Annotated in this window: 17 protein-coding genes; 14 read left to right on the forward strand and 3 right to left on the reverse strand. The window is 47.7% G+C overall.

Going from position 1 to position 23096, the window contains the following annotated elements:
- The first annotated feature begins 197 nt into the window (after nucleotides 1–197).
- The 4 genes from AC3WQ3_RS04815 to AC3WQ3_RS04830 all read left to right on the forward strand — a co-directional run bounded on the left by AC3WQ3_RS04815 (nucleotide 198) and on the right by AC3WQ3_RS04830 (nucleotide 5750).
- Nucleotides 198–1613 carry a deoxyguanosinetriphosphate triphosphohydrolase family protein gene (locus AC3WQ3_RS04815; RefSeq protein ID WP_336781141.1) on the forward strand — a complete coding sequence of 472 codons (1416 nt, stop codon included), beginning with the start codon at nucleotides 198–200 and terminating at the stop codon, nucleotides 1611–1613.
- 17 nt (nucleotides 1614–1630) lie between these two features.
- Nucleotides 1631–2671: an MsnO8 family LLM class oxidoreductase gene (locus AC3WQ3_RS04820; protein WP_492471588.1), complete on the forward strand. Its 1041-nt coding sequence runs from the start codon at nucleotides 1631–1633 to the stop codon at nucleotides 2669–2671.
- Nucleotides 2672–3006: 335 nt separating this feature from the next.
- Nucleotides 3007–4719, forward strand: coding sequence for a methyl-accepting chemotaxis protein (locus AC3WQ3_RS04825; protein ID WP_492471589.1), 1713 nt, complete (start codon nucleotides 3007–3009; stop codon nucleotides 4717–4719).
- A gap of 53 nt (nucleotides 4720–4772) precedes the next feature.
- Entirely contained in the window at nucleotides 4773–5750 is a 978-nt protein-coding gene (locus AC3WQ3_RS04830; protein WP_492471743.1) for a TRM11 family SAM-dependent methyltransferase, read from the forward strand.
- A gap of 126 nt (nucleotides 5751–5876) precedes the next feature.
- Here AC3WQ3_RS04830 and AC3WQ3_RS04835 read toward each other — a convergent pair whose 3' ends face one another.
- Nucleotides 5877–6833 carry a D-2-hydroxyacid dehydrogenase gene (locus AC3WQ3_RS04835; RefSeq protein ID WP_492471590.1) on the reverse strand — a complete coding sequence of 319 codons (957 nt, stop codon included), beginning with the start codon at nucleotides 6831–6833 and terminating at the stop codon, nucleotides 5877–5879.
- 190 nt (nucleotides 6834–7023) lie between these two features.
- Here AC3WQ3_RS04835 and thpR point away from each other — a divergent pair, with 190 nt between their 5' ends.
- Entirely contained in the window at nucleotides 7024–7626 is a 603-nt protein-coding gene (gene thpR / locus AC3WQ3_RS04840) for an RNA 2',3'-cyclic phosphodiesterase (RefSeq protein WP_492471591.1), read from the forward strand.
- A gap of 131 nt (nucleotides 7627–7757) precedes the next feature.
- Nucleotides 7758–8618, forward strand: coding sequence for a cell wall hydrolase (locus AC3WQ3_RS04845; RefSeq protein WP_095288975.1), 861 nt, complete (start codon nucleotides 7758–7760; stop codon nucleotides 8616–8618).
- A 300-nt stretch (nucleotides 8619–8918) separates the two neighbouring features.
- Here AC3WQ3_RS04845 and AC3WQ3_RS04850 read toward each other — a convergent pair whose 3' ends face one another.
- Nucleotides 8919–10139, reverse strand: coding sequence for an MGDG synthase family glycosyltransferase (locus tag AC3WQ3_RS04850; RefSeq protein WP_492471744.1), 1221 nt, complete (start codon nucleotides 10137–10139; stop codon nucleotides 8919–8921).
- Nucleotides 10140–10491: 352 nt separating this feature from the next.
- Between AC3WQ3_RS04850 and AC3WQ3_RS04855 the strand changes: the two genes are divergently transcribed.
- From AC3WQ3_RS04855 to AC3WQ3_RS04870, 4 genes are all read left to right on the forward strand, one after another.
- Complete coding sequence (locus AC3WQ3_RS04855) at nucleotides 10492–11073, forward strand: TetR family transcriptional regulator (RefSeq protein ID WP_154892652.1); 582 nt, start codon at nucleotides 10492–10494, stop codon at nucleotides 11071–11073.
- A gap of 216 nt (nucleotides 11074–11289) precedes the next feature.
- Nucleotides 11290–13581: a YhgE/Pip family protein gene (locus AC3WQ3_RS04860; protein ID WP_492471592.1), complete on the forward strand. Its 2292-nt coding sequence runs from the start codon at nucleotides 11290–11292 to the stop codon at nucleotides 13579–13581.
- A 671-nt stretch (nucleotides 13582–14252) separates the two neighbouring features.
- Nucleotides 14253–18851 carry a glutamate synthase large subunit gene (gltB, locus tag AC3WQ3_RS04865; protein WP_492471593.1) on the forward strand — a complete coding sequence of 1533 codons (4599 nt, stop codon included), beginning with the start codon at nucleotides 14253–14255 and terminating at the stop codon, nucleotides 18849–18851.
- Between the two features lie 226 nt (nucleotides 18852–19077).
- Complete coding sequence (locus AC3WQ3_RS04870; RefSeq protein ID WP_153977277.1) at nucleotides 19078–19230, forward strand: hypothetical protein; 153 nt, start codon at nucleotides 19078–19080, stop codon at nucleotides 19228–19230.
- A 103-nt stretch (nucleotides 19231–19333) separates the two neighbouring features.
- Here the strand turns inward: AC3WQ3_RS04870 and AC3WQ3_RS04875 are convergent, their stop codons facing one another.
- Nucleotides 19334–19702 carry a helix-turn-helix domain-containing protein gene (locus AC3WQ3_RS04875; protein ID WP_095360712.1) on the reverse strand — a complete coding sequence of 123 codons (369 nt, stop codon included), beginning with the start codon at nucleotides 19700–19702 and terminating at the stop codon, nucleotides 19334–19336.
- A 333-nt stretch (nucleotides 19703–20035) separates the two neighbouring features.
- Between AC3WQ3_RS04875 and AC3WQ3_RS04880 the strand changes: the two genes are divergently transcribed.
- The 4 genes from AC3WQ3_RS04880 to AC3WQ3_RS04895 all read left to right on the forward strand — a co-directional run bounded on the left by AC3WQ3_RS04880 (nucleotide 20036) and on the right by AC3WQ3_RS04895 (nucleotide 22859).
- Nucleotides 20036–20470: a hypothetical protein gene (locus AC3WQ3_RS04880; RefSeq protein WP_492471594.1), complete on the forward strand. Its 435-nt coding sequence runs from the start codon at nucleotides 20036–20038 to the stop codon at nucleotides 20468–20470.
- Between the two features lie 153 nt (nucleotides 20471–20623).
- Entirely contained in the window at nucleotides 20624–21388 is a 765-nt protein-coding gene (locus AC3WQ3_RS04885) for a tyrosine-protein phosphatase (protein WP_492471595.1), read from the forward strand.
- Nucleotides 21389–21445: 57 nt separating this feature from the next.
- Nucleotides 21446–22195: a YveK family protein gene (locus AC3WQ3_RS04890; RefSeq protein WP_095360709.1), complete on the forward strand. Its 750-nt coding sequence runs from the start codon at nucleotides 21446–21448 to the stop codon at nucleotides 22193–22195.
- Nucleotides 22176–22859 (forward strand): polysaccharide biosynthesis tyrosine autokinase, encoded by a 684-nt coding sequence (locus AC3WQ3_RS04895; RefSeq protein ID WP_154892647.1) that lies wholly within the window; start codon nucleotides 22176–22178, stop codon nucleotides 22857–22859. Before AC3WQ3_RS04890 ends, AC3WQ3_RS04895 begins: the two co-directional genes overlap by 20 nt.
- Nucleotides 22860–23096: the final 237 nt, after the last annotated feature.

Here is a 23096-nt window from a genome sequence, read left to right on the forward strand (position 1 = left end):
TTCGATGTATTTTGATGTATATCATTATTCATTTAGGTGCACGGATGATAGTCTGTCGGGGTATAATAAAAGAAGAAGACTGTACATCACAAGTTGATGTGAGAAGAGATGACAATCACAGACAGGTTTTGCTTTTCGAAACGACGGATGTTGTGTATAATCACTCAAAATAGAGACAGTCGGCTAGGAGTGATCACATGCAATGGAACGATTTGAGAGAACATAGACAATATCCTGAACTTACCAAACTGGATGGAGCTCGTGCAGCGTATGAGCGGGACTATTCCAGACTGATTCATTCACCGACCTTCCGCCGGTTGCAGGGTAAATCCCAGGTGTTTGGGGCTGGAACAGGCGACTATTATCGCACACGGTTAACCCACTCCCTTGAGGTTGCGCAGATTGCGCGAGAGGCGGCAAGAAGCCTGCTTCGTCGTTACCCCCAAGTGGACTGGAGTCAGGCGGACAGCCCGGGGCTTATTATTGATTCGGAAGTGGTGGAATGTGCCGCAATCGCACATGATTTCGGACATCCGCCGTTTGGACATAAAGGGGAAGAAGTACTGGACGGCATATTGGATGACCTGATCAACACCGAGGTCAAGAAGATTATGAAGAAGAGCCGCGGAGCGAAGTCACCCCAACAGGAGGCAGAGGTTCGTGCAGAGCTGAAGCGGAAATATGAGCATTTTGAAGGCAATGCACATAACTTCCGTCTCATCATGTTCCTGGAGAAACGAGAGGACATCGATGGATTGAATCTGTCCGATGCGGTGCTGCTTGGAATCAACAAATATCCATACCCAGGTACGGAGAGCAAGAAGGGCATGTATCATCATGAGTGGCAATATATCCATGAGATTCGTAATCGTTGGAACATGCCGGCAGGCAAGAAGACGCTGGAAGCACAGCTCATGGACCTTTGTGACGATATTGCGTACTCTGCACACGATCTGGAGGATGGCATTAAGGCGGGCAAGATCGAAGTGCATGAGCATTTCCTGCAGGATCCGCACATTCATCGCCTGATTGTGGATAAGATTACTACACTCGAGGATCTGTTCTGGAATGGTTGGACGAGAGAGGCGATAGGGCAAAAGGTAGAAGAAGTGCTCGCTTCGTTCCTGCGTGTCTGGAATGAGAAGATGCCGTTCTGCGAGCATGATTACTCCCGTACCCGCCGCGAGGTCAAGGCATACTGGGTAAGCCTCTTTGTGGGCAGCCTGGGCGTAATTGACGACGGGGATTGGAAGAAGGTGACGTTTGTCCGTGAAGATGCAGAGGATCTTGATATGCTGCGCACGGTGAGTGTGCTCAAGAGCTTTGCCTGGGTGACCATGATTCGTGATCTGCGCGTGCAGCGTCTGCAAAAACGCAGTGAATGGATGATTAAGCGCCTGTGGGATGCGTTCCTTGATCCGGAAACGTCCAAATCCATTATTCCATCCGACTGGCTGCAGCGATATGAGAAGGATCAGGCGAAGGCTCATCCGATCTGGACATGGGAGCACATGGTGATTGATTATATTGCAGGCATGACGGATGCGTTTGCCGAGAAAATATACAATGAATTGTATGGTCTGAAGGTAGGTTCCATCTACGATCTGGACTAGAATAAGGAGTGAGAAGCTTGGATACAAACATCGGCACAGGCTCAAGTGAGCCGTTCAGTCTGGGCGTGCTCGACCTTGTGCCAAGGTTGAATGGAGCTGCAGCGGAAGAGGCTTTGCAGCAGGCCGTATCCTTGGCTCAACATGCCGAAGTCTGGGGATATACCCGGTACTGGACATCCGAGCATCATGATATGGAGGAACTTGCATCCGCATCGCCTGAAGTTCTTCTCTCGCATATTGGTGCGAGGACAGCAACAATTCAGCTGGGATCGGGTGCGGTGCTGCTGCCGCATTACAGTCCGCTGAAGGTGGCCGAGTCGTTTCGGCTGCTGGCTGCACTTTACCCAGGCAGAATTGAGCTGGGACTGGGACGCGCGCCTGGAGGTGGGCCGCATGCTACCATGGCGCTGAGCGGCAATTATTTGCAGCATGTGTCCAAATTGCCTGAATCACTTGCGGCACTCACTGAATTGCTAGAGGATCGGTACAGTTATGAGGAGCATCGGGTAACGGCACGTCCGATCCCTGAACTTCCCGTATCCCTGTGGATGCTGGGTACCAACGTCAAGAGTGCCGAGTTTGCCGCACGGTATGGCATGGGGTATGTATTTGGTCAGTTTATGAGTGATGCCGATGGTATGGAAGCAGTGAAGCGGTATCGGGATGGGTTTACCCCAAGTAAAACGATGAACGAACCGCAAGTGATGGTTGCGGTCAGTGCAATGTGTGCAGAGACAGAGGAGGAAGCTCGGGACTGGAGCCGTGAAATGGCAGATAGGCGCAGGCAGAGTGGACAAGATGCGCCAGCCCTGCACGCTGCCGAGAAGGAATCTAACTCTAGTACGGGTGGTCAGATCAACATTGAGAAGGGCGAGGGTGCGGACGAAGCACGGAAACATTTTGCAGGGACAGCGCCGCAGATCTGGGAACAATTCGGGCAGGTAAGCAAACGACTGGGGACGAATCAGTTTCTAGTGGTTACAGCCGGCCCTGATTACGAGCGAAGACTTGCGTCTTATCGGTTACTTGCCGAGTTTGGTAAAAACATGGTGAAGTGAATTAAGCAGCGCTTTTCCGGTTTTCATAGGATGATCCTCACAATTTAACATGTTGAAGGGTTGCAGATCGGTATTCTCCGTATGCTGCAGCTCTTTTCCATTTTATCTCGCTGCATGCTTTCGGAAGTATGCCTATGACCTCAACGTGTATACGACACAAGATTTTACAAAACGAAGCATGTCTTAAACAAAATAATGTTATAATACTTTACGTCAGTTTACCCATAGATATATGATAAAAGAGTATTTTGCAAGATGCCAAAAGAAGGGTAAAACCAAGACCAAAGAACTGAAAGTTCGGAGAATGTCCGAATCAGGCATAAGGGGGAAATCACATGTTCAGCAGATTAAAGGTCAGGAGTATCGGTCTGCGTATCAGCATCGCGTTCTATTTGTTAATCCTCTGTTTAATTCTCCTTAGTGTCACCATTGTCACCCGGTTAAACTCCATGGAAGCCAATACCAATGAGATTACGGGCAACTGGATGCCCTCGATTCAGCAAATCAATAGGTTGAACTATACCACCGAACATGTTTTGTCATTGAGTTACCGGCACTTTGATGCTCCGGATGGAGACAAGGCTGAACTCGCTGAAGAGCGTACCAATTACATTCGCGAAACGGCACAGACGATCAAAATATACGATCAGCAGGAAAAGGCGACAGACGAACAGGAGCACTGGGATGCATTCAAGACGAAGTGGGCAGCTTACCTTAAGCTGAATACCCAAGCAATCAATTTGAGTGATCAAGGACAATCCCAACTGGCGAAGGAAGTATCGGAAAAAGGGGCTGATTCCTTCGATGCCATGCAGGTCGATCTGGATTTTTTGGTCGAGTACAATCAGAATCAGTCGGATCTTTCGGCAGCACAAACCATCAGGTCAGTGCAGAATGGCCGAATGATCATTATTGTAGGGGTGCTGATCATGATTGCGATCACAGCGATTGCGATTCCGATTATCCGTTCGCAGGTTGTGAAACCGCTGCTCCGGGTTATTAGTGCAGTGAAGCTGATTGCAGAAGGCCAATTGAATGTGCAGGATATACATACCAAGCACGAAGATGAAGTGGGGCTCTTGGCTAAAGCGGTAAACACGATGAAAGGGAATCTGACTTCCATGGTGCTGAATGTCAGACGTGTTGCCGAAGCGGTGAATCGCCAGAGCAACGAGCTGGCCATTTCCTCGGAAGAAGTCAAAATTGGAAGTCAGCAGATTGCCATCACGATGGAAGAGTCAGCCAAGGCTGCAGAGAGCCAGGCCGTAACGGCAGTTGAATCAGCACGTGCGGTTGAGGGATTGAACGATCATATTCAGCAGCATGCCAATCAAGGGAGCAAGCTTAGTGCGATGTCAGAACGTGTGCTGGAGCAGGGATTGAATGGACGTAAGGCGATGGAGCAATCGGTGCAGCAAATGCAGCAAATCTCCGGGGCTGTCTCGGCTTCGATGGAGCGGATGGAGCAGCTCAACCGTAAAAACGAGGATATTTCCAAGCTCGTCCAAGTGATTCGTGACATCGCAAGGCAGACCAACCTGCTGGCATTGAATGCTTCCATTGAGGCAGCCCGCGCTGGAGAGAGTGGTCGCGGGTTCGCCGTGGTCGCAGCCGAGGTTCGGAAGTTATCGGAAGCGGTGCAGACTTCAGTGGAGGAAATTACAGTGATTACGGAAGATATCCAGCAGGATTCCCAGGGAGTTGTTGCTGAATTGCGTACAGGTGTCCGGGAGACTGAACTGGGGCAAGAGCATGTGCGAACTTCGGGTAATTTGTTCCGGAATATTAATGAATCCGTAGAGGAAATGGTTCACGTGATTGGCACGATGACAGCTGGGTTGGAAGGCATGCAGGATGCAAGTGGACGCATGAATGATTTCAGCCAACAGATCTCGGCAGTATCGGAACAATCTGCGGCAAGCGTAGAGGAAGTTTCGGCTTCAGCTGAAGAACAGGTAAGCTCCATGGAAACGATTAGCGGCAGCATTCAATCATTGAAGGAATTGTCGGATGACCTGCTTACTTCCATCGAGAAATTAAAAATATAAACCTTCTTCTTATAATAGAAGAAACATGAAGGACGGCTGCAATTTTGACTGAAATCTATTCGACCGACATCACAAGGAGTTCAATCAACCAAGATTACATCTATACGTTTGCCTGTCATGAGAATGAGCGTGAATTATGCTCGCTCGAGCTCCATACACTGGTTGGTTCCAGACTGGAAATAAATTCGGATTTACGCTCATATGTCCGGTCTAATATATGCATTCCACCAGGCAGAAGCCCATTTATTCATGGAAGGCTGGACGTGATATCGGAAGCAGAGACCGTGAAGGATCTGCTTCCGACTGCAGCGAAGATTGAATTGCTTCAAGAAGAGACGTTTAAGGTGGTATGTTTGAAAGAAGGAGACCATATGCCTGATTATGAACATTCCCGTCAGCTGGAAAGAGAAGTAGGAATGTGCATTAAGGGCAAGGCGCAGATGAAGCGCCCAAAAGTGACCTTTGGACTAATTCGAACAGGTAGAAAATGGATCTTGGGTCGGTGGACAGAAGCGGATCGATCGTGGCAACGCCATCAGCAGAAGCCGCAAAATTACTCCACTGGTTTCGGAGTTGCGCTGGCCAGATCTCTCGTTAACATTGCCGTACCGAACATTCTGAACCAGCGGCTGCTCGATCCATGCTGCGGCATGGGTACGGTAGTCATTGAAGCACTCTCCATGGGAATTGAGGCGAGAGGGAACGACCTGAATCCGCTGGCCATTCAGGGAGCGCGCATCAATCTGCCGCACTTTGGTTATGATCCGGCTTGCCTTACACTGGGTGACATGAATGAATTAGACGGATCTTACGACGCAGCGATTTTGGATATGCCCTACAATCTGTGTTCCGTCCTCCCGGATGAAGACCAGCGCATCATGCTGACAAGTCTGCGCAGGCTGGCGAAACGGGCTGTAGTTGTATCCACGGAATGGATGGAAGAGCATTTGCTTGCAGCAGGGTGGGAAGTGAATCAGTATTGCGCTGTTCGTAAAGGCACGTTTATACGTCACGTTTGGTTATGCACATAGTTATATAGTAGAAGAAAACCTCCAACTCGGAAGAAATGATTTCCGGGTGTGGAGGTTTTTTTATATCCATTTTTAGAAATAATGATAAGGCATTTGTACAATTGTGCATGGAAAATGGAGGGCGAATTAGTATTTATGACTATAGTCGACCAGGTTGAGCGGCAGCGTCTTGCCCGCCAGGTAAGCTTCCAGATTTTCCACAAAAATATCAAGTGCCCGATCCGTATATTGCTCCGTACTTCCCGCGATATGGGGGGTAATTAACACATTGTCCTTTTGCCATAATGGATGCTCAGCAGGAAGGGGTTCTTCTTCAAAAACGTCCAGCGCAGCATAGGCGACCTGGCCGCTATCCAGTGCACGCATCAGCGCTTCAGTGTCTACACTTGGACCTCGTCCTACATTGACGAAGCAGGAGCCTGTCTTGAAATGTTCAAATGCGGTTTGATCATACAAATGATGGGTTTCGTCTGTGAGGGGCAAAATGTTAATGACATAATCACCTTTGCCCAAAGCTTCATGCAGTCCGGACATATCGTACATGTGATCGACATTAGGAACGTCTTTGCCGGACCGGCGAACCCCGATGACATTCATGCCAAACGCCTTGAGAATACGGGCAGCTTCGGTGCCGATCTCTCCTACACCAACAATGACAGCCGTTTTGCCGTGCAGCTCTGGCAGTGGTTTTCCAGGATTTTTCCATTCGGCTTGCTGTTGATGAAGCATGGCTTGTCTCAGCCAGCGGCTGTGCGATAACATCATGCCTACAATAATTTCAGTGATCGGGATGGCATGTACGCCATTGGCACTGGTCACCTGAATATTTTTTTGTTCCAAATCCGAGAAGGGGAGGTTATCCACACCTGCGGACCAGACCTGTACCCACTTCAGAAGGCTGTCCTTCTTCAGGGCATGTTCTGTGACGAGTGGAGACCAGCCAACAATAATTTCGGCTTCTGTTAACGCAGCAGGGTCAATCTCCTTGGCTTTGCTGACGGTCAGCGTATAGCCGGGTGCGGCGTCTAAAATGCGCTGCTGCTGTTCCGCAGATAAAGATGGAAAACATACAATTTTACCCATAGTGTGTAACCTCCTGAATTCAATTGAGTTGTGAGATAAGTGTAGCAGATTTGAGAAAATGCTGCAGAAAGGCAGGAGTGCAGCCTCATGTGCGAGTGCTGACATTTGTGTCAATCTATAATTACCCAACTTGAAACAGGACATATGATTATGAAATAATAGAACGAACTTTAGAGAGGTGTATACGATGATGAATAACTATTCATATACGGATCTACCATCACGGCGGGAAAGATTATTTACGGCGATACGTCTCCCGGCAGCTATTCAGGAATCCCTTCAACTCGATGCAGGAATGGTGAAGAACGGACTCGATTTTCGCAAATGGACAGACCATCGGGATTACCATATCACGCTGCAATTTCTGGGAGATACACTGGTGAGTGATATCGGTCATCTGCGGAAAGCGCTGCGCATGGCGAGTACTGGAATTCAGCCGTTTGAACTGCAAACTTCCGGGTGGGGTACTTTTGGTCTGAAAGATGCTCCGAAGGTGTTGTGGAGGGGTGTGGACGGCGAGCTGGAGTCTTTGAATCTTCTTCACAAACGGATCGTGGAGGCCACATCCACACTTGGATATGAAGCAGAGCTGAGACCTTACTCGCCGCACATTACCATAGCACGCAAATTTCTGGGTTTAGCCCCAGGAAATGAAGATAAAGGTATTTATGGGGTGCTTCCGGAACATTCCTTGGGTGCTAAATCATGGATTGTGGAGGACTTTGTACTTTATGTGACCAGGCTGGGACAATCGCCGATGTATGAGGTTGTGGATACGTTTTCATTTTCCTGAAACATGTTTTTATGACATAAAATCACATTGACATTACGTTTATCCCTATGTAATATTAGCCATCGTTATTCAAATTCTTTTTTTTGGGTTACTTAGTTAAGGGAATTGTTGCGACAGGAGGAATCTTACGAATGGATATTATAAGCAAGAATCGTTGGGTAGCACCGATGTTATCTGTGCTGCTTGTATGTATAGTGGGGGTTAATGTAGTTCAGGCAACTGGGAAATGGAACGAGGCAAGTGATAGTAAACAGATGACCGATCTGGCAGCTTCTGTGCAAAATAGCGCATCATCTTCTTCTGCTGGGGACAGGCGAATGATGTCAGACGGGACAAGTCTGTCTGCTGATTCATCGATTCATACGGCAAACTGGACGGCTTCACTGCCAGCCAAGGACTGGCTTACGGCTGCTCAGGAAGAACAGGAATTGAAGGAAGCCAAGGCCAAGCATAAGGCTAGAGCTGCTGCTGCGGCCAAAGCCAAAAAAGAAGCTGCCCTTAAATTGGCCAAAATAGAGAAGGCCAAAGCGGCTGCTGCTGTAACAACTCCCCCCCAAAAACTTTACTTTACGCGGACTGAGCTTTTGAACCAGGAGGACTCAAAACTTGCAACCTGGTCATACAGTGTGTCCGATAAAGAGCTGCTTCTGCTTCAAAAAATCGTCATGGCAGAGGCGGAAGGTGAACCGTACGAAGGCAAAGTGGCAGTTGCCAATGTTGTCTTAAACCGGCTGCGGTCAGCCAATTTTCCCGATACTATTTATAAGGTAATCTATCAGAAGTCTCAATTCAGCCCGGTAGCCAACGGACGTCTGAAGCGTGTAGTTCCCAATGAGGACAGCGTGAAGGCAGTGAACGCTGCACTGAATGGACAGAAGGAAGTCGCTGATGATACGTATTATTTCTTGTCATTGACGCTTGCCGATGATCTGACGGTTGCCCATTCGAAGAAAAAAGTGAAAACGATCGGTCATCATACTTTTTACAAGTAATTGATCTGAAAATTCTGCAAACAGGCAGGGTAGTTAATGTATTTACATTAAACGAACCTTTGAAAACACCTGAAACAGAGTTTTATTTCGGTATTTACATGGATCTCTTTCCTTTAAATTACCCTTTTTTCTGGTAAAACATACGCTTATTTTAAATGAAATTGAAGAAGGTTCCCTTCCAAAATGAGAAGGGAACCTTTTCTGCATGCATTTCGTTTCAAATGAGTGAATGTTAATCAAAGGACATGTCTATCCACATTCAACACCCTCCCAGAAGAGCTCCAAGGGCCCTTAGAGGCCTTAAAATGGGATTCTGGTACCTGACAGCGTCGTGGCAGGAATTCCGGCTTTGAAGCGTTCCTTGAGCGTGGAGGGGAACTCAGCTGCACCCGGGCATAATAATTCGTGAACAGCCTGTGCACAGGACGTTGGGTCATAGGACGGTCTGCTCCACGGTTTGCGTACAACTTTCAGCTGGCTTTCAGCTTCACTCGGTGCTTTTGTGCCGTCACACAGCTCTCTGAACCTTGTGGTAATAACGTCTGCTGAATGTATGACCTGGCCGTATCCGGCTTGTACAAAATACTCACAATTCTCTTCTTCCTGGCCTGGAAGTGGTGGAATAAACAACATCGGCAGCCCTTTAGCCAGAGCCTCTGTGCAAGTCATGCCGCCCGGTTTCGTAATAAGCACGTCCGATACGTCCATCAGCTTGCTGACTTCCCTGGTGTAACCGAGAATGCGGATGTTCGGATGCTGGAAGCAAGCCATCTCTTTCATCTTGGAGATCATCTTCTCGTTGCTTCCAAGGCAAAAAACGAGCTGCACCCGATCGGCCCAGGAGGTTAATAGTTTCATATGTTCTTCATCAAAGGAAAGCCCCCATCCACCGCCCATAAGCAGTGCCGTAGGCATATCCTTCAGCCCCATTTCCTGACGTAACCGTACTTTGTCACCTGCTTCCCAAAAATCAGGATGCACGGGAATTCCCGTAACCTGAATTCGAGAGGGGTCGACTCCCCGAATTTCAAGTAATGCCTTAACCTGCGGGGTAGAGACCAGATACTGATTTACTTCAGGATTGATCCATGTACCGTGCACATCGTAATCTGTAATGACTGTATACAGCGGTATGTTTAGTCCCTGCCGTTTCAGCCTTGAAATGACCGCATTCGGAAATGGATGGGTACAGATTACCGCATCCGGCTTCAACTGGGATACGACCTGCGCCGTCTGAGTATAGAAAATCCGATGCAAAGCAAGTTTGGTAAATCCGTTCAACGATTTATTATATTGTGTCCGATACAGCATGCTGACGAGTTTGGGCTGGACGGATAGTGTTTTTCGATAGGCGGAAAAAATAAGCGGAGCCACCGTCGGATTCAGGAATTTGCCAAGCTCGATAACGCGGCTATGGACGTGTGGACTGACCTTTTTGATGCCGCTTGCCAGCGCATGTGCGGCCTGGGTGTGACCGGTGCCGAAACCTTCGGATAATAAGAGCACTCTTGGTTTTCGCATGAGTTCACCTTTATTCATAAGTTTAAATTTGATAAGTTCACCGTTCTGCCGTACCCTTCAATACATGAATATACAGCGAAACGGAAAATCATGTTCATTCCATAAATATTTACACGAAAGTTGATGTTCTGAGACAGCCCATCTTCGTTTAATCCGTATTATTGGAACCATCATACACTATAGACGACGAATGAATCACTTTCCACTGCATTTCGGTTAAAATAAATTAACACAAATTTGAAATGTTAGGGTTGCAATCTGTTGACGAAGGTGATAATGTAAGTTTTGACCAAGTGACCAAATTGTATTTTCGGTCATTTTATAAGTGAAAATCAGTGAAGGAGGGGATATGATGGCTCCGATTGACCGGAGGCAGCAGGTCATTCATGCAGCAGCTCAGTCGTTCGCCATGTTTGGATACAAAGCTACCACGATGGATCAGGTAGCCAAGATAGCGAATGTAGGCAAAGGGACAATTTACACTTTTTTTACGAACAAGGAGCAGCTGTTTGATCAGATTCTGGTGGAAGTGATCCAGGAAATGAAAAATATTGCCCATCGTGAAGTGCGTCAGGAAAGTGCCTTTTTTGATAACCTGTTTCGTGTGCTGGATTCATTGCTGGAATTCCGACGTGATCATGAACTATTGGTGAAGCTATCCCAGGAACTTAAGGATTTTGGAACACTTCAGGCCAAGGAGGGTCTGGACAAGGTGGAGAAGGTCATTTCCGACTTCTTATCCAAGGAGCTGGAGAAAGCCAGAGACAGCGGTGAGATTCGGGATTGTGATCCGCAAGTCGTAGCCTTTATGATGATCCGTCTGTATATAGCGCTCACCTCGGATTGGAATAAACAGCACGAACCGCTCAGCAAAGAGGAAATCAAAAATTACTTTCGTCTTTTCTTAATGGAAGGAATTGCTGCCGTCATGTAGTTTCCAAATTTCTCTACTATAATATAGGGAGAATGTGGAGTGTCTTTTTTGCTTGAAGGCAGTGAGGCTTGCCGAGAGGCAGGTTTGTTTTTTGTCCTGAATTGACCGTTTGAGGAAAGTGGTCAGTTCGTATTTCAGCAAATTTCTGATTTTATTCACATGTTTACATCAAGTTAGTTCCTGCTCGTGAAGCAGAGAGTTAGGGGAGAAAATGACATGAAATCTTTATCCGTGTTTTTCAAGGATGTGGGATCGGCCGTGAGAAACCCGAAGGTGTTGATCCCCGTCATTGCAGTAATGTTTATTCCGATCCTGTATAGCGGCATTTATCTGGCTGCCTATTGGGACCCGTATGGTCATGTTGACCAGATGCCGGTTGCTGTCGTCAACCTCGACAAGGGAGCAGAGCTTGAAGGCAAATCCTTGCAGGTCGGTGACGATCTGGTGGATGAGCTGAAGAAAAATAAAGATTTTGAATGGGAATTCGTTAATGCATCTCAGGCCAAAGAGGGTATGCAGAACGACAAGTATTATATGCAAATTACGATTCCTGAAAATTTCTCTTCCCAGGCCACCACGCTGCTGGATGATCAACCGCAGCCAGCTGAACTGATCTACGAACCGAACGGCAATTACAGCTTCGTAGGTGCACAGATCGGCAAGACGGCAATCAAGGATCTTAAGGCGAAGGTATCTGCCAAGGTGACAGAGGCCTATGCCGAAACGCTGCTCGACAAGTTCTCCGAAGTATCTGACGGACTGGCGGAAGCCGGCGATGGTGCGGGCGAACTGAATACGGGGGCAGGCAAACTGGATGATGGTGCGGTCAAGCTGAAAGACAATTTGGCCAAACTGGCATCCGGAACACTTGAGCTTCAGGATGGACTATCTCCATTGAGCGATGGCGTTGATGCACTGCATACCGGGGCCACCCAGCTGGAAAGCGGAACAACCAGTTTGGTATCCGGTCTTCAGCAGCTGCAGGCTGCAGCCTCGGATCAGCTTCAAAGCGGAGCAGACCAGTTAAAGGATGGCAGTGACAAGCTGCAGGCAGGTCTTCAATCATCACTTGATGGCACAGGCAAGCTGCAGGCAGGTCTTCAATCATCCGAACAAGGCAGTGCGAAGCTCTCTGAAGGTTTGCAAAGTGCAGTGCAGGGTAGTGGAACGCTGGCGTCAGGCTTACAGTCTGCCGTGGATGGAAGCAGTAAAGTTGCGGACGGTGCCCAAGGTGTGGCGGACGGTTTGAAACAGCTGGCTGCATCTAATCCGGAGCTGGCTGCAAGTGAGGATGTTCAGAAGCTGCTGGCAGCCAGTGAGGCTGTGGCAGAAGGCAGCGCACAGCTGCACGAGAGTGAACAAAAGCTGGCGCAAGGTGCAAATCAGCTTCACGAGGGCAACCAGCAGCTTGCAGCAGGTGCGACAGAGCTTCACGGTGGACAACAGCAGCTGCTGGCTGGAGCCGACCAGCTGGTTGATGGACAGCAGCAGCTGCTCGCTGGAGCCAATCAGCTTAGCGAAGGCGGAGCGAAGCTCTCTGACGGCCTGAAGCAGTTTAGCGGCAAGTTGGGTGAAGCTGCAAGCGGCGGCACTCAGCTGGTGAATGGGGCCAAACAACTTGGCACAGGCACAAGTGCCTTGCAAACCGGCGTTGGTAAGCTGAGCGGTGGTGTGAGTTCGCTGACAGACGGTTCCAAACAGCTTGGTGATGGTGCAGGCGAATTGGCTAATGGTTTGACTGAGCTTAAAGATGGCTCAAGTGAACTGGCAACCAAGCTGAATGATGCCGCTCAGAAAACGTCTGAAGTGAAGAAGACCGATGATGTGGTCAACATGTTTGCTGAACCGATTAACTCGGCTGAGAATGAAGCAGAATCCGTGTCCAATTACGGTACAGGATTGACGCCCTTCTTCCTGTCCATTGGATTGTTTGTCGGATCCCTTATCTCGACCATTATTTTGAAAATGCGTGATACATCCGTACCGGGCGCATCCGGCTGGAGCCGTTTTGTAAGCCGTACACTCGTATTTGGTTCCATGAGCATTTTTCAATCGGTTATCGTTGCGAGCTTCATGCTGTATGGTCTTGGTCTGGAAACGCACAGTGTAGGACTGTTCTATCTGTTCACAATTATTACGGGGCTGACGTTCATGTTGATTGTTCAGGCGCTTGTTACCTGGCTCGATCTGCCTGGACGCTATGTGGTCATTCTGCTGCTGGTATTCCAGCTTGCGGCAAGTGCAGGAACCTTCCCGGTAGAACTGATTCCGTCCTGGCTCCAGGCATTTAGCCCATGGTTACCAATGACGCATAGTATAATGGGCTTCAAAGCAGTCGTGTCCAGTGGCAACTTCGATGTGATGTGGCATCAGGCTGGAATTCTGGCTATCTATGCAGGGGTATCCATTCTGTTGACGCTGGCGTACTTTCTCTGGAGTGGCCGTCGTCCGAAAAAAGAGGCTGAAATGACTGATTCGGCCGAATCGGGTCAAGTTGTGACAGCATAAGTCTGAAGTCATGCAGAGTAATGGCTTGGATGGAAAAATAAAGTTTGGTATCCAGTATCAAAATTATGCAACATAGTAGTCAAAAAGTGCAAAGAGCTTGTGACCCCAAATCGGGTCGCAGGCTCTTTTTGTATACAAATGCATGTTCGGGCTGCATTTTGCTCGAAAGCGGAGTGGGAATTTGGTGATATTAAGCAGAAACACAGGCTGCATATGGAATGTTTTTCTTTTGTCAGCAGATAAAATCAGTTGTACTCTGTCTTAAAATGTGTATAATTATTCGAAAAAGAGATGAATTTAAACGTCATTACACTAAAGCTGTACTGCAAAACATTTCTTATCAGAGGTATTAAAAAGTTTAAATTGCGCTGATGTTAGGTCGGTGTTAAAATAATAGAACTATATCAAAAAACGTCGCTCCATATCAGCGGTCGTGCCAGCGACTGCGAGTAATTATAATTGTGCTCTTTACCGGCTCATCCGGAAGCACTACAAAAGAATGACTTCTTCTCCAGCAGCAGAAGTACTCTAAATCCAATGACCCGATTGTGGTCACCCCGATTATTCAGCAGGGTTCTCAACCTGTAGGCCCGCTCCTCCCGTTTCATTGTTGCTTGTTGCCTATGTTCTTGATCTTTCCGAAATACTTCATTATAGAAAGGTTGCGTTCCATGAGACACATCGGATTACCTCCTAAACAGGGTTTGTATGACCCACAGTTCGAAAAAGATGCATGCGGAATGGGTTTTGTTGCCAACATCAAAGGAGTACCTTCACACGATATCGTTAGTCAGGCACTGACCATGCTCAGTAATATGGAGCACCGCGGGGGACAGGGCAGTGAGCCGAATTCCGGTGACGGAGCCGGTATTTTGATTCAGATTCCACATCGTTATTTTGCACAGGAAGCAGAGCGCCTCGGTTTTGCGCTGCCAGAGCAGGGAGCGTATGGCGTGGGGATGCTGTTCCTTTCTCAGGATGCTGAGATTCGTGATGCTCACCAAGAAAGCCTGAAGAAAATCATTGAAGAAGAAGGACAGACATTCCTCGGTTTCCGGGATGTGCCGACCTTTGATGAGATGCTTGGTCGTTCCGCTCTTGCTGCGAAGCCTTATGTGCGTCAGGTGTTCATTGGCAGATCTGCGGATATCAACGATGAGCTCGCGTTCGAGCGCAAGCTGTATGTGATTCGCAGACGTGCTGAGCTGGCGATCCGGTATTCGGCTGATGAGAAAGAAGGCGGTTCGTTCTACCTGCCAAGCTTGTCTTGTCGTAAAATTGTCTACAAAGGCATGCTGACTACCGAGCAGGTTGGACAGTTCTATCTCGATTTGCAGGAAGACCTGGTTGAATCGGCGATTGCATTAGTACACTCCCGTTTCAGTACCAATACATTCCCAAGCTGGGAGCGTGCCCACCCGTATCGCTTCATGATCCACAACGGTGAGATCAATACGATGCGTGGTAACGTGAACTGGATGCACGCACGTCAATCGCTGTTTGAGAGCGAAGTGTTTGGCAACGATATCTCCAAAGTGAAGCCGATCATTAACCCGGACGGTTCGGATACGGCGATGTTTGATAACACACTGGAGTTCTTGTATTTGAGCGGACGTTCCTTGCCACACGTGGCAATGATGATGGTTCCTGAGCCGTGGAGCACGGATGAGGGAATGGATCCGGCCAAAAAAGCATTTTATGAATATCACAGCACGATGATGGAGCCTTGGGACGGGCCGGCAGCAATGGCCTTTACGGATGGTCTGCAGATTGGTGCAACACTGGACCGTAACGGTCTGCGTCCGGCACGTTATTATGTAACGAAAGACGATCGCATCATTTTGTCCTCTGAAGTCGGGGTCTTGGATATTGCTCCAGAAGATATTCTGTACAAGGATCGTCTGCGTCCAGGTCGCATGCTGCTCGTGGATACAAAAGAAGGACGCATCATCTCGGATGAGGAAGTAAAGGCTCTAATTGCAGCCGAGAATCCGTATCAGGAGTGGCTCGATGAGCACTTGATGGATCTGAATGAACTGCCGGAAGCGCCGGAACTTCCAGATCCAAAACACGATAACGTAACCCAGCTTCAGCTGGCCTATGGGTATACATTTGAGGAACTGCGCAAGGTGCTGGAGCCAATGGCGTCCACAGGGATGGAAGCTACGGGTTCCATGGGTTATGATGCACCACTGGCAGTGCTGTCGGATCGTCCGCAGCGTTTGTATAACTACTTTAAACAAATGTTTGCACAGGTAACCAATCCACCAATTGATGCCATCCGTGAAGAGATCGTCACGTCTACGGCTACAACGATTGGTCCAGAGCGCAACTTGCTCAATCCAGAACCGGAGAGCTGTCGCCAGATCCGTCTGGATACACCGGTATTGTCCAATGAAGATTTCGCGAAAATTCGTCACGTGCGCCGTCCAGGCTTCCGTTCGATGACCATCCCGATTTTCTTCACGGCCAAAGAAGGCGCGGAAGGACTGCGCAAAGCGATGGATCTGCTCTTCGAAGCAGCGGACCGTGTCATCGACAAAGGTCATAACATCTTGATCTTGTCTGACCGCGGCGTGGATGCGGAGAATGCGGCCATTCCTGCACTGCTTGCAGTGGCAGGTTTGCATCACCACCTGATCCGTCAGGGTACTAGAACCAAAGTCAGCATCTTGCTGGAATCGGCAGAGCCTCGTGATATTCATCACTACGCATTGCTGCTGGGCTACGGTGTAAGTGCCGTGAACCCTTATCTGGCATTCGAAACACTGGATGACATGATTCAGCAAGGGCTGCTGCGCGGCATCTCGCATGAGAAAGCTGTCAAAAACTACATTAAAGCCGCAACCAAAGGCGTTATTAAAATATTGTCCAAAATGGGAATCTCGACAATTCAGTCCTATCGGGGCGCTCAAATTTTTGAAGCGGTTGGCCTGAAGTCTGATTTCGTTGATCGTTACTTTACTTGGACGCCATCCCGGATCGGTGGTATTGGTCTGGAAGAAGTGGCAGCAGAGGTGCTGACTCATCATAATCGTGCCTTTACGGACAAAGACGGCAATGACAAAGTGCTGGATTCTGGCGGTGAATATCAATGGCGTAATGACGGGGAAGAACATCTGTTCAACCCGCAAACGATTCATACGTTACAGCACGCTGTTCGCACTGGCGATTACAACCTGTACAAAAAGTATGCCAAACTGGTACAGGGTGAGAATGATCAGTTGCTGACGATTCGTTCCATGCTGAAACTGAAACCGGCAGGGCCGGCAGTTCCGCTGGAGGAAGTAGAGTCCGTTGAAAGTATTATGCGCCGCTTCAAAACAGGTGCGATGTCCTTCGGTTCCATCAGTAAGGAAGCACATGAAGATTTGGCGATTGCCATGAACCGTGTCGGTGGTAAATCGAACACAGGTGAAGGCGGGGAGGATCCGGCTCGCTTCATTAAAGATAGCAACGGTGATTCACGTCGGAGTGCCATTAAACAAGTCGCGTCCGGACGTTTCGGTGTTACGTCAAACTATCTCGTAAATGCTGACGAGATCCAGATCAAAATGGCACAAGGTGCAAAACCGGGTGAAGGTGGACAGCTGCCAGGACGTAAAGTATATCCTTGGGTTGCTGAAGTTCGTGGTTCAACGCCTGGCGTGGGTCTGATCTCACCTCCGCCGCATCACGACATTTACTCTATCGAGGATTTGGCTGAGTTGATCTATGACCTGAAAAACGCAAATCCACGTGCGGAAATCAACGTGAAGCTGGTTTCCGAAGTCGGCGTAGGTACCATTGCTGCAGGTGTAGCCAAAGGTCGTGCCGATATTATCCTCGTAAGTGGATACGACGGCGGTACGGGGGCATCTCCACAAGGCTCGATCCGTCACGCGGGTATGCCTTGGGAGCTTGGTCTTGCCGAAACACATCAAACGCTGATGCTGAACAATCTTCGTGATCGTGTTGTTCTGGAAACGGATGGTAAAATGCTGAATGGTCGAGACCTTGCGATTGCTGCCTTGCTTGGAGCGGAGGAGTATGGCTTCTCCACAGCACCACTCGTGGCTCTGGGATGTATCATGATGCGTGTTTGTCAGATGGATACATGTCCGGTAGGTGTGGCAACGCAAAATCCGGAGCTGCGCAAAAATTATATGGGTGATCCGGCTCACGTTGTGAACTTCATGCGTTTTGTCGCTGAAGATGTACGCGAAATTATGGCTGACCTTGGTTTCCGTACCATTCAGGAAATGGTTGGACGTACAGACTGTCTTGAAACAGTTCAGGCTGTAGATCATTGGAAGAAAAAAGGTGTGGACCTGTCTGTGCTGCTGCATGTACCTGAGATGCCGGAAGGTTCTGCACGTTATCGTACACAGCACCAGAATCATCAATTGGAAGAGACGCTCGACATGCAGCAGCTGCTGACGCTGGCTCAGCCTGCGATCGAATCTGGGCAACCTGTTGAGGCTGTTCTTCCGATTACTAACGTTAACCGGGCAGTAGGTACGATTCTGGGTAGTGAGATTACACGGAAATATGGTCTTGCTGGACTACCGGAAGACACCGTTCAATTCAAGTTTGTCGGCTCTGCCGGACAAAGCTTCGGGGCCTTTGTACCTAAAGGGATGACCCTGACCGTTGAAGGGGATTCCAATGACTACGTTGGTAAAGGGTTATCCGGAGGTAAACTGATTGTTATGCCTTCTCCAAAAGCAACGTTCAAGGCCGAGGATAATATCATTATTGGTAACACGGCACTGTATGGAGCAACCAGTGGTGAAGCTTATATTCGCGGGATTGCAGGTGAACGTTTTGCCGTACGGAATTCGGGTGCAAAAGTCGTTGTCGAGGGTGTGGGTGACCACGGTTGTGAATATATGACCGGAGGACGTGTCGTCGTTCTTGGCGATACAGGTCGTAACTTTGCAGCCGGGATGTCCGGAGGTATTGCTTACGTATATGATCCGGAAGGCACATTCCTGCAGCGTTGTAACCTGGAAATGGTTCTTTTGGAGCGGATTGAAGATGTATCGGAAAGTGCAGACCTGCGCGGCATGATTCAACGTCATGTGGCTTATACAGGCAGTGCTGCAGGTGAGCGTATTCTGGATAACTGGCAGGATTCTGTGAACCAGTTCGTTCGGGTTATTCCGAAAGACTTCAAACGGATGACAGAGCAGATCGAACGTGTTCAGGCGACAGGCTTGACGGGAGAGGAAGCTTTGCTGGCTGCATTTGAAGCCAATATGCGTGAGCTTGCACGTGCGGGAGGTTAAGTCCCACTTTTAACAGAATTGCGTGAATGAGTTGTATGAAGAATTAATGGAGCTTTATGGCTGCCGATGAGGCGCTGTAAAGCTCCTATTTGTGTTTCGACAAAATTAGAACCCGTACCAAAAACGCTATCGCCATGAGACGACAACATTGAGGAACTTTCTCAAGTATAATAAGGCTAGTTTTGGAGTGCAGAGAAAGTATATATAGATAAGAGAGGTTAGCGGAATGAATATGAAGAATCCAAACAGGGGCGAACTTAAGCCGACAGGTAAACAAGTGGAAGCAACCGAGATGGACATCATGAAGGTTTTACTGCAATGCGGAATCGACCCGGAGCGTTGGAACGAGTTCATATCCTCCGTCAACAATGAGCACTAATAACCAGGATCATACACAACTATGTATTGAAGGGAGTTCAGACGCAAAAAAACCCAGGAACCGAAGAGATGACTACTCGGGACTGGGTCTTCCTTTGTTGGAGTTAATCCATACTGCGTTCCATTCGGACAAAAGCAATAAAACGACGTGCCTCTTCTTCTGTTAAGGGTTTGCCATCGATCATCAGGTCGAAGCGATCCAACACTTCCTTATCTGATAATTCAAGCGAGTCCACAAATTCCCGAACATCCTCATCCATAACCACATCGCTCTGCTTCGTACGCCCTATGAGATAATCAATGGATACATTAAAAATGTCAGCAAGCCTGGTTAATACTTCAAAGTCCGGTTTGCGTCGATTCTTCTCATAATGGGAGAGAGCGGCCCTGGTAATATGAATGGAGCTCGCAAGTTCTTCTTGAGTAAGTCCCCGCTGTTCCCTTAATTCAGCAATGCGATTTCCGTAGTTCATACGCTTTTCCCCCTGAACGCCATGTCAAATATATTAAACCAATCCTGAGCTATTTTTTGATCAGGGCAGCTTTCCTGCAAAATGATGACGCTTGGACAGACCTATACCTCAAATAGGTCTGTCTAAGGACATCTCATATTGTCGTAAATCAAAAGAACCATGTCCAAATACTGCTTGACATGATACAATTTGTATCGTAAATTGGACGTATGGAAGTTACAAAATGTATCATTTGGAATAATTTAAGTGTCTCCAAATTGTCTATGCAATATACCTGTGAGAAGGAATAATGGCAACACTTGGAGGTTAATCCATTCTAAAAGGAATGAAACGATGAATTCAGTGATTCAGGAATGGGCCGATCTAGAATTAAATGTCCATATGTACATTCAGGAGTTTCAGGGTAAGACAGTAGACCGCAAACGACGTCCCGTTCTCTTGCTTGGGATGGATACAAAAGCGATTACTTTCCTGAGTGACCTGGTTTTACCGGTATCGTCAATGATGTTGATCGGTTTGGATGTAGAAGATCGCCAAGTATGTTTAAGGCTTCAGGCCAACTTGCAATGGAAACAGCCCTTCGGCGAACTTACATTGTATCATTCAAGCCTGCATATTCAGCAAGAGCAGACACTATATATAACTGGACAGTTAAATCAGATGCTTCGTGACGTGCAGTTTCCTACGGTATCCCGATTTGCCTATGAAAAGGCAGCGGAACAACCGGACCTGCAGAAAACCTATCATTACATCGATTTTACCATATGAAGCATCACAAATTCTAAACATTTTCTGAACAAGCATGTACTTAACGCCATTTTACTATATTTCATAGCGTTATGCATTAGTTCTTTAACACCAAAAGCATTTTGCGCGATGAATAAAAGGGCGAGGGGGATCATACATTGAGGAAGTTTGGATATGGTTGAAATACACTGCCACATTTTATCAGGTCTTGATGATGGTCCGGTTCACATGGAACAGTCCATCGACATGGCCCAGAAGGCGGCAGCCTCGGGAGTTACCTCGATCATTGCAACTCCGCATCACCTGAACGGGCATTACAATAATGAACCGATTGTGGTCAATCAGGCCGTGGAACTGCTTCGTGCAGAGCTTCGCAAACGCAACATTCGCTTGGAGATCCGCCCCGGACAGGAGATCAGGGTTCACGAAGCTCTGATTCGAGACTTACACGCAGGCAAATGCTGCACACTTGCCGGGAGTCGTTACATGTTGCTGGAATTGCCCTTTGGCTATATTCCCTCGCAGTTCACCGGAATACTTCATGAACTTAAAGTAGCCGGTATCGTACCTATCATTGCTCATCCCGAAAGGAATCACTTAATCCATAAAAATCCTGGGTTATTGGTTGAATACATTCATCAGGGCGCACTGATTCAGCTCACGGCCCAGTCCATCATAGGACTTTTCGGACGAAAAGTTCAGAAATGGTGTTTTCATTTTTGCAAAGAAAACCCGTTTCATTTCATTTCATCAGACGCTCATGACATTCATATTCGTTCATTTGCTATGAATGCTGCATATGAGCAGCTAGGCCGCAGGTTTGGCAAAGAACTGGTTACACGCTTAAAAAATAATGCTTGGTCGTTATGGAACAACCAAAGTATAGACATAGAGCAAGAAAAACCAATGGTTCTCAAACGCAGGTTGTTGTTCTGGTAAGCAGTCAGATCGATAGAATGTCTTCATAATCGCCGAATTGAATGGGAGGAATACAAGGTGGAACTGAAAGAGTACATGCAAATTTTACGCAAGCGAATTTGGATCATCGTAGCCTTTGTTGCTGTTGCTTGCATTGGAGCGGGTGTCAAAAATTATTTTTTTACCGTCCCCATTTATGAGGCGAACGCAAAATTGATCGTCAATCAGGCATATAACGCAGAGGGTGTTCCCAGTCTGGATATTGGGTCCATTCAAACCAACATTAAAGTGATTAACTCGTATATGGAAATCATCAAATCTTCAGCAATCCTCGACAAAGTAGCTGCTACATACCCCGATCTAGGCATGAACGGCAATCAACTGGCACAAAACATCTCGGTAACCACAGCGAATGAATCCCAGGTTATGAGTTTAACCGCTACCGGCTTGTCCTCGGAAAAAGCGGCCAAAACAGTTAATGCCGTTGCCAAAGTGTTTGAATCCCAAATCCCCGTAATTATGAAAGTGGATAATGTAACCATTCTAAGTGAAGCCAAACCCACGGAATCGTCCAGACCCATCAATGTAAATCCAACCGTTAATATCCTGATCAGCTTTCTCGTAGGACTTCTGCTGGCAGTAGGTTTTGTATTCCTCTTGGAATACTTGGATGATACGTTGAAAACCGAAGATGAATTGGAGAAAGAGCTGGGAATTCCAGCACTCGCTGTCATATCCAAAATTAAAAAGGAAGAAGTTCGCAGCTCCAAACAGACAACATCTCAAAAACAGGTAGGTGACGGCCAGTATGCCACGGTTAACCAATGATAAAGGAAGCCTAGTAACAATGGCTAATCCCAAGTCCAGTTCATCTGAGGCTTATCGTAAGCTGAGAACCAACATCCAATTTTCATCCATTGATAGTCAGATTCAAACGATCATGATTGCTTCGGCTTTGTCGGGTGAAGGTAAAACCACAACGATTGGGAATTTGGCCGTGACCTATGCACAGGAAGGGAAAAAGGTTCTGCTTATGGATACGGACCTGCGCAAACCTGCCGTGCACCGCATGTTTAATGTGCCCAACCATGTAGGGCTGACCAGTGTATTGTCGAGTCAATATAAAGTGACGGAAGTATTGAGAGAAACGGATGTGGAAGGACTGCATGTTCTCTCTTCCGGTCCGATTCCGCCCAACCCTTCCGAGATGCTGGGTTCCCGTAAAATGACAGCCCTGCTGGAGGGTCTAAAGGAAGAATACGATGTCATTCTATTTGATACTCCGCCTGTTCTGGCAGTGACGGATGCATTGATTATCAGTTCCTTGTGCGATGGCGTCCTTCTTGTCGTAAGTGCAGGCAAGGTGAAGAAAGACTTGGTCAAAAAGGCAAAGGCGCATCTCGAACATGTAAATGCTCGGATTCTCGGAGCAGTTCTGAACAATGTACAGGTACCGAAGAATCGGAATGCTGACTATGTCGAGAATGTTTAAGAGACTTTCGTTATAAATCCCAAATAGCACTGACAGGTCATGTCTACTACACCTTTATCAAGGTAGGCACTCGGTCACACTGTGGGTAGTGTACCTTAGACGTTAATCGTCAAGGGTGTGACGTGAGGTTGGGTTGAATGCCCCTTTATGAAATTGAAAGTAAGAATTGCATCAATTTATTTCAAGGTTTCATGGATTTAAGTGGTTCAACTCATACTTTTAAACCATAAAAATAAG

The sequence above is a fragment of the Paenibacillus sp. FW104-T2 genome (genome assembly GCF_058789975.1).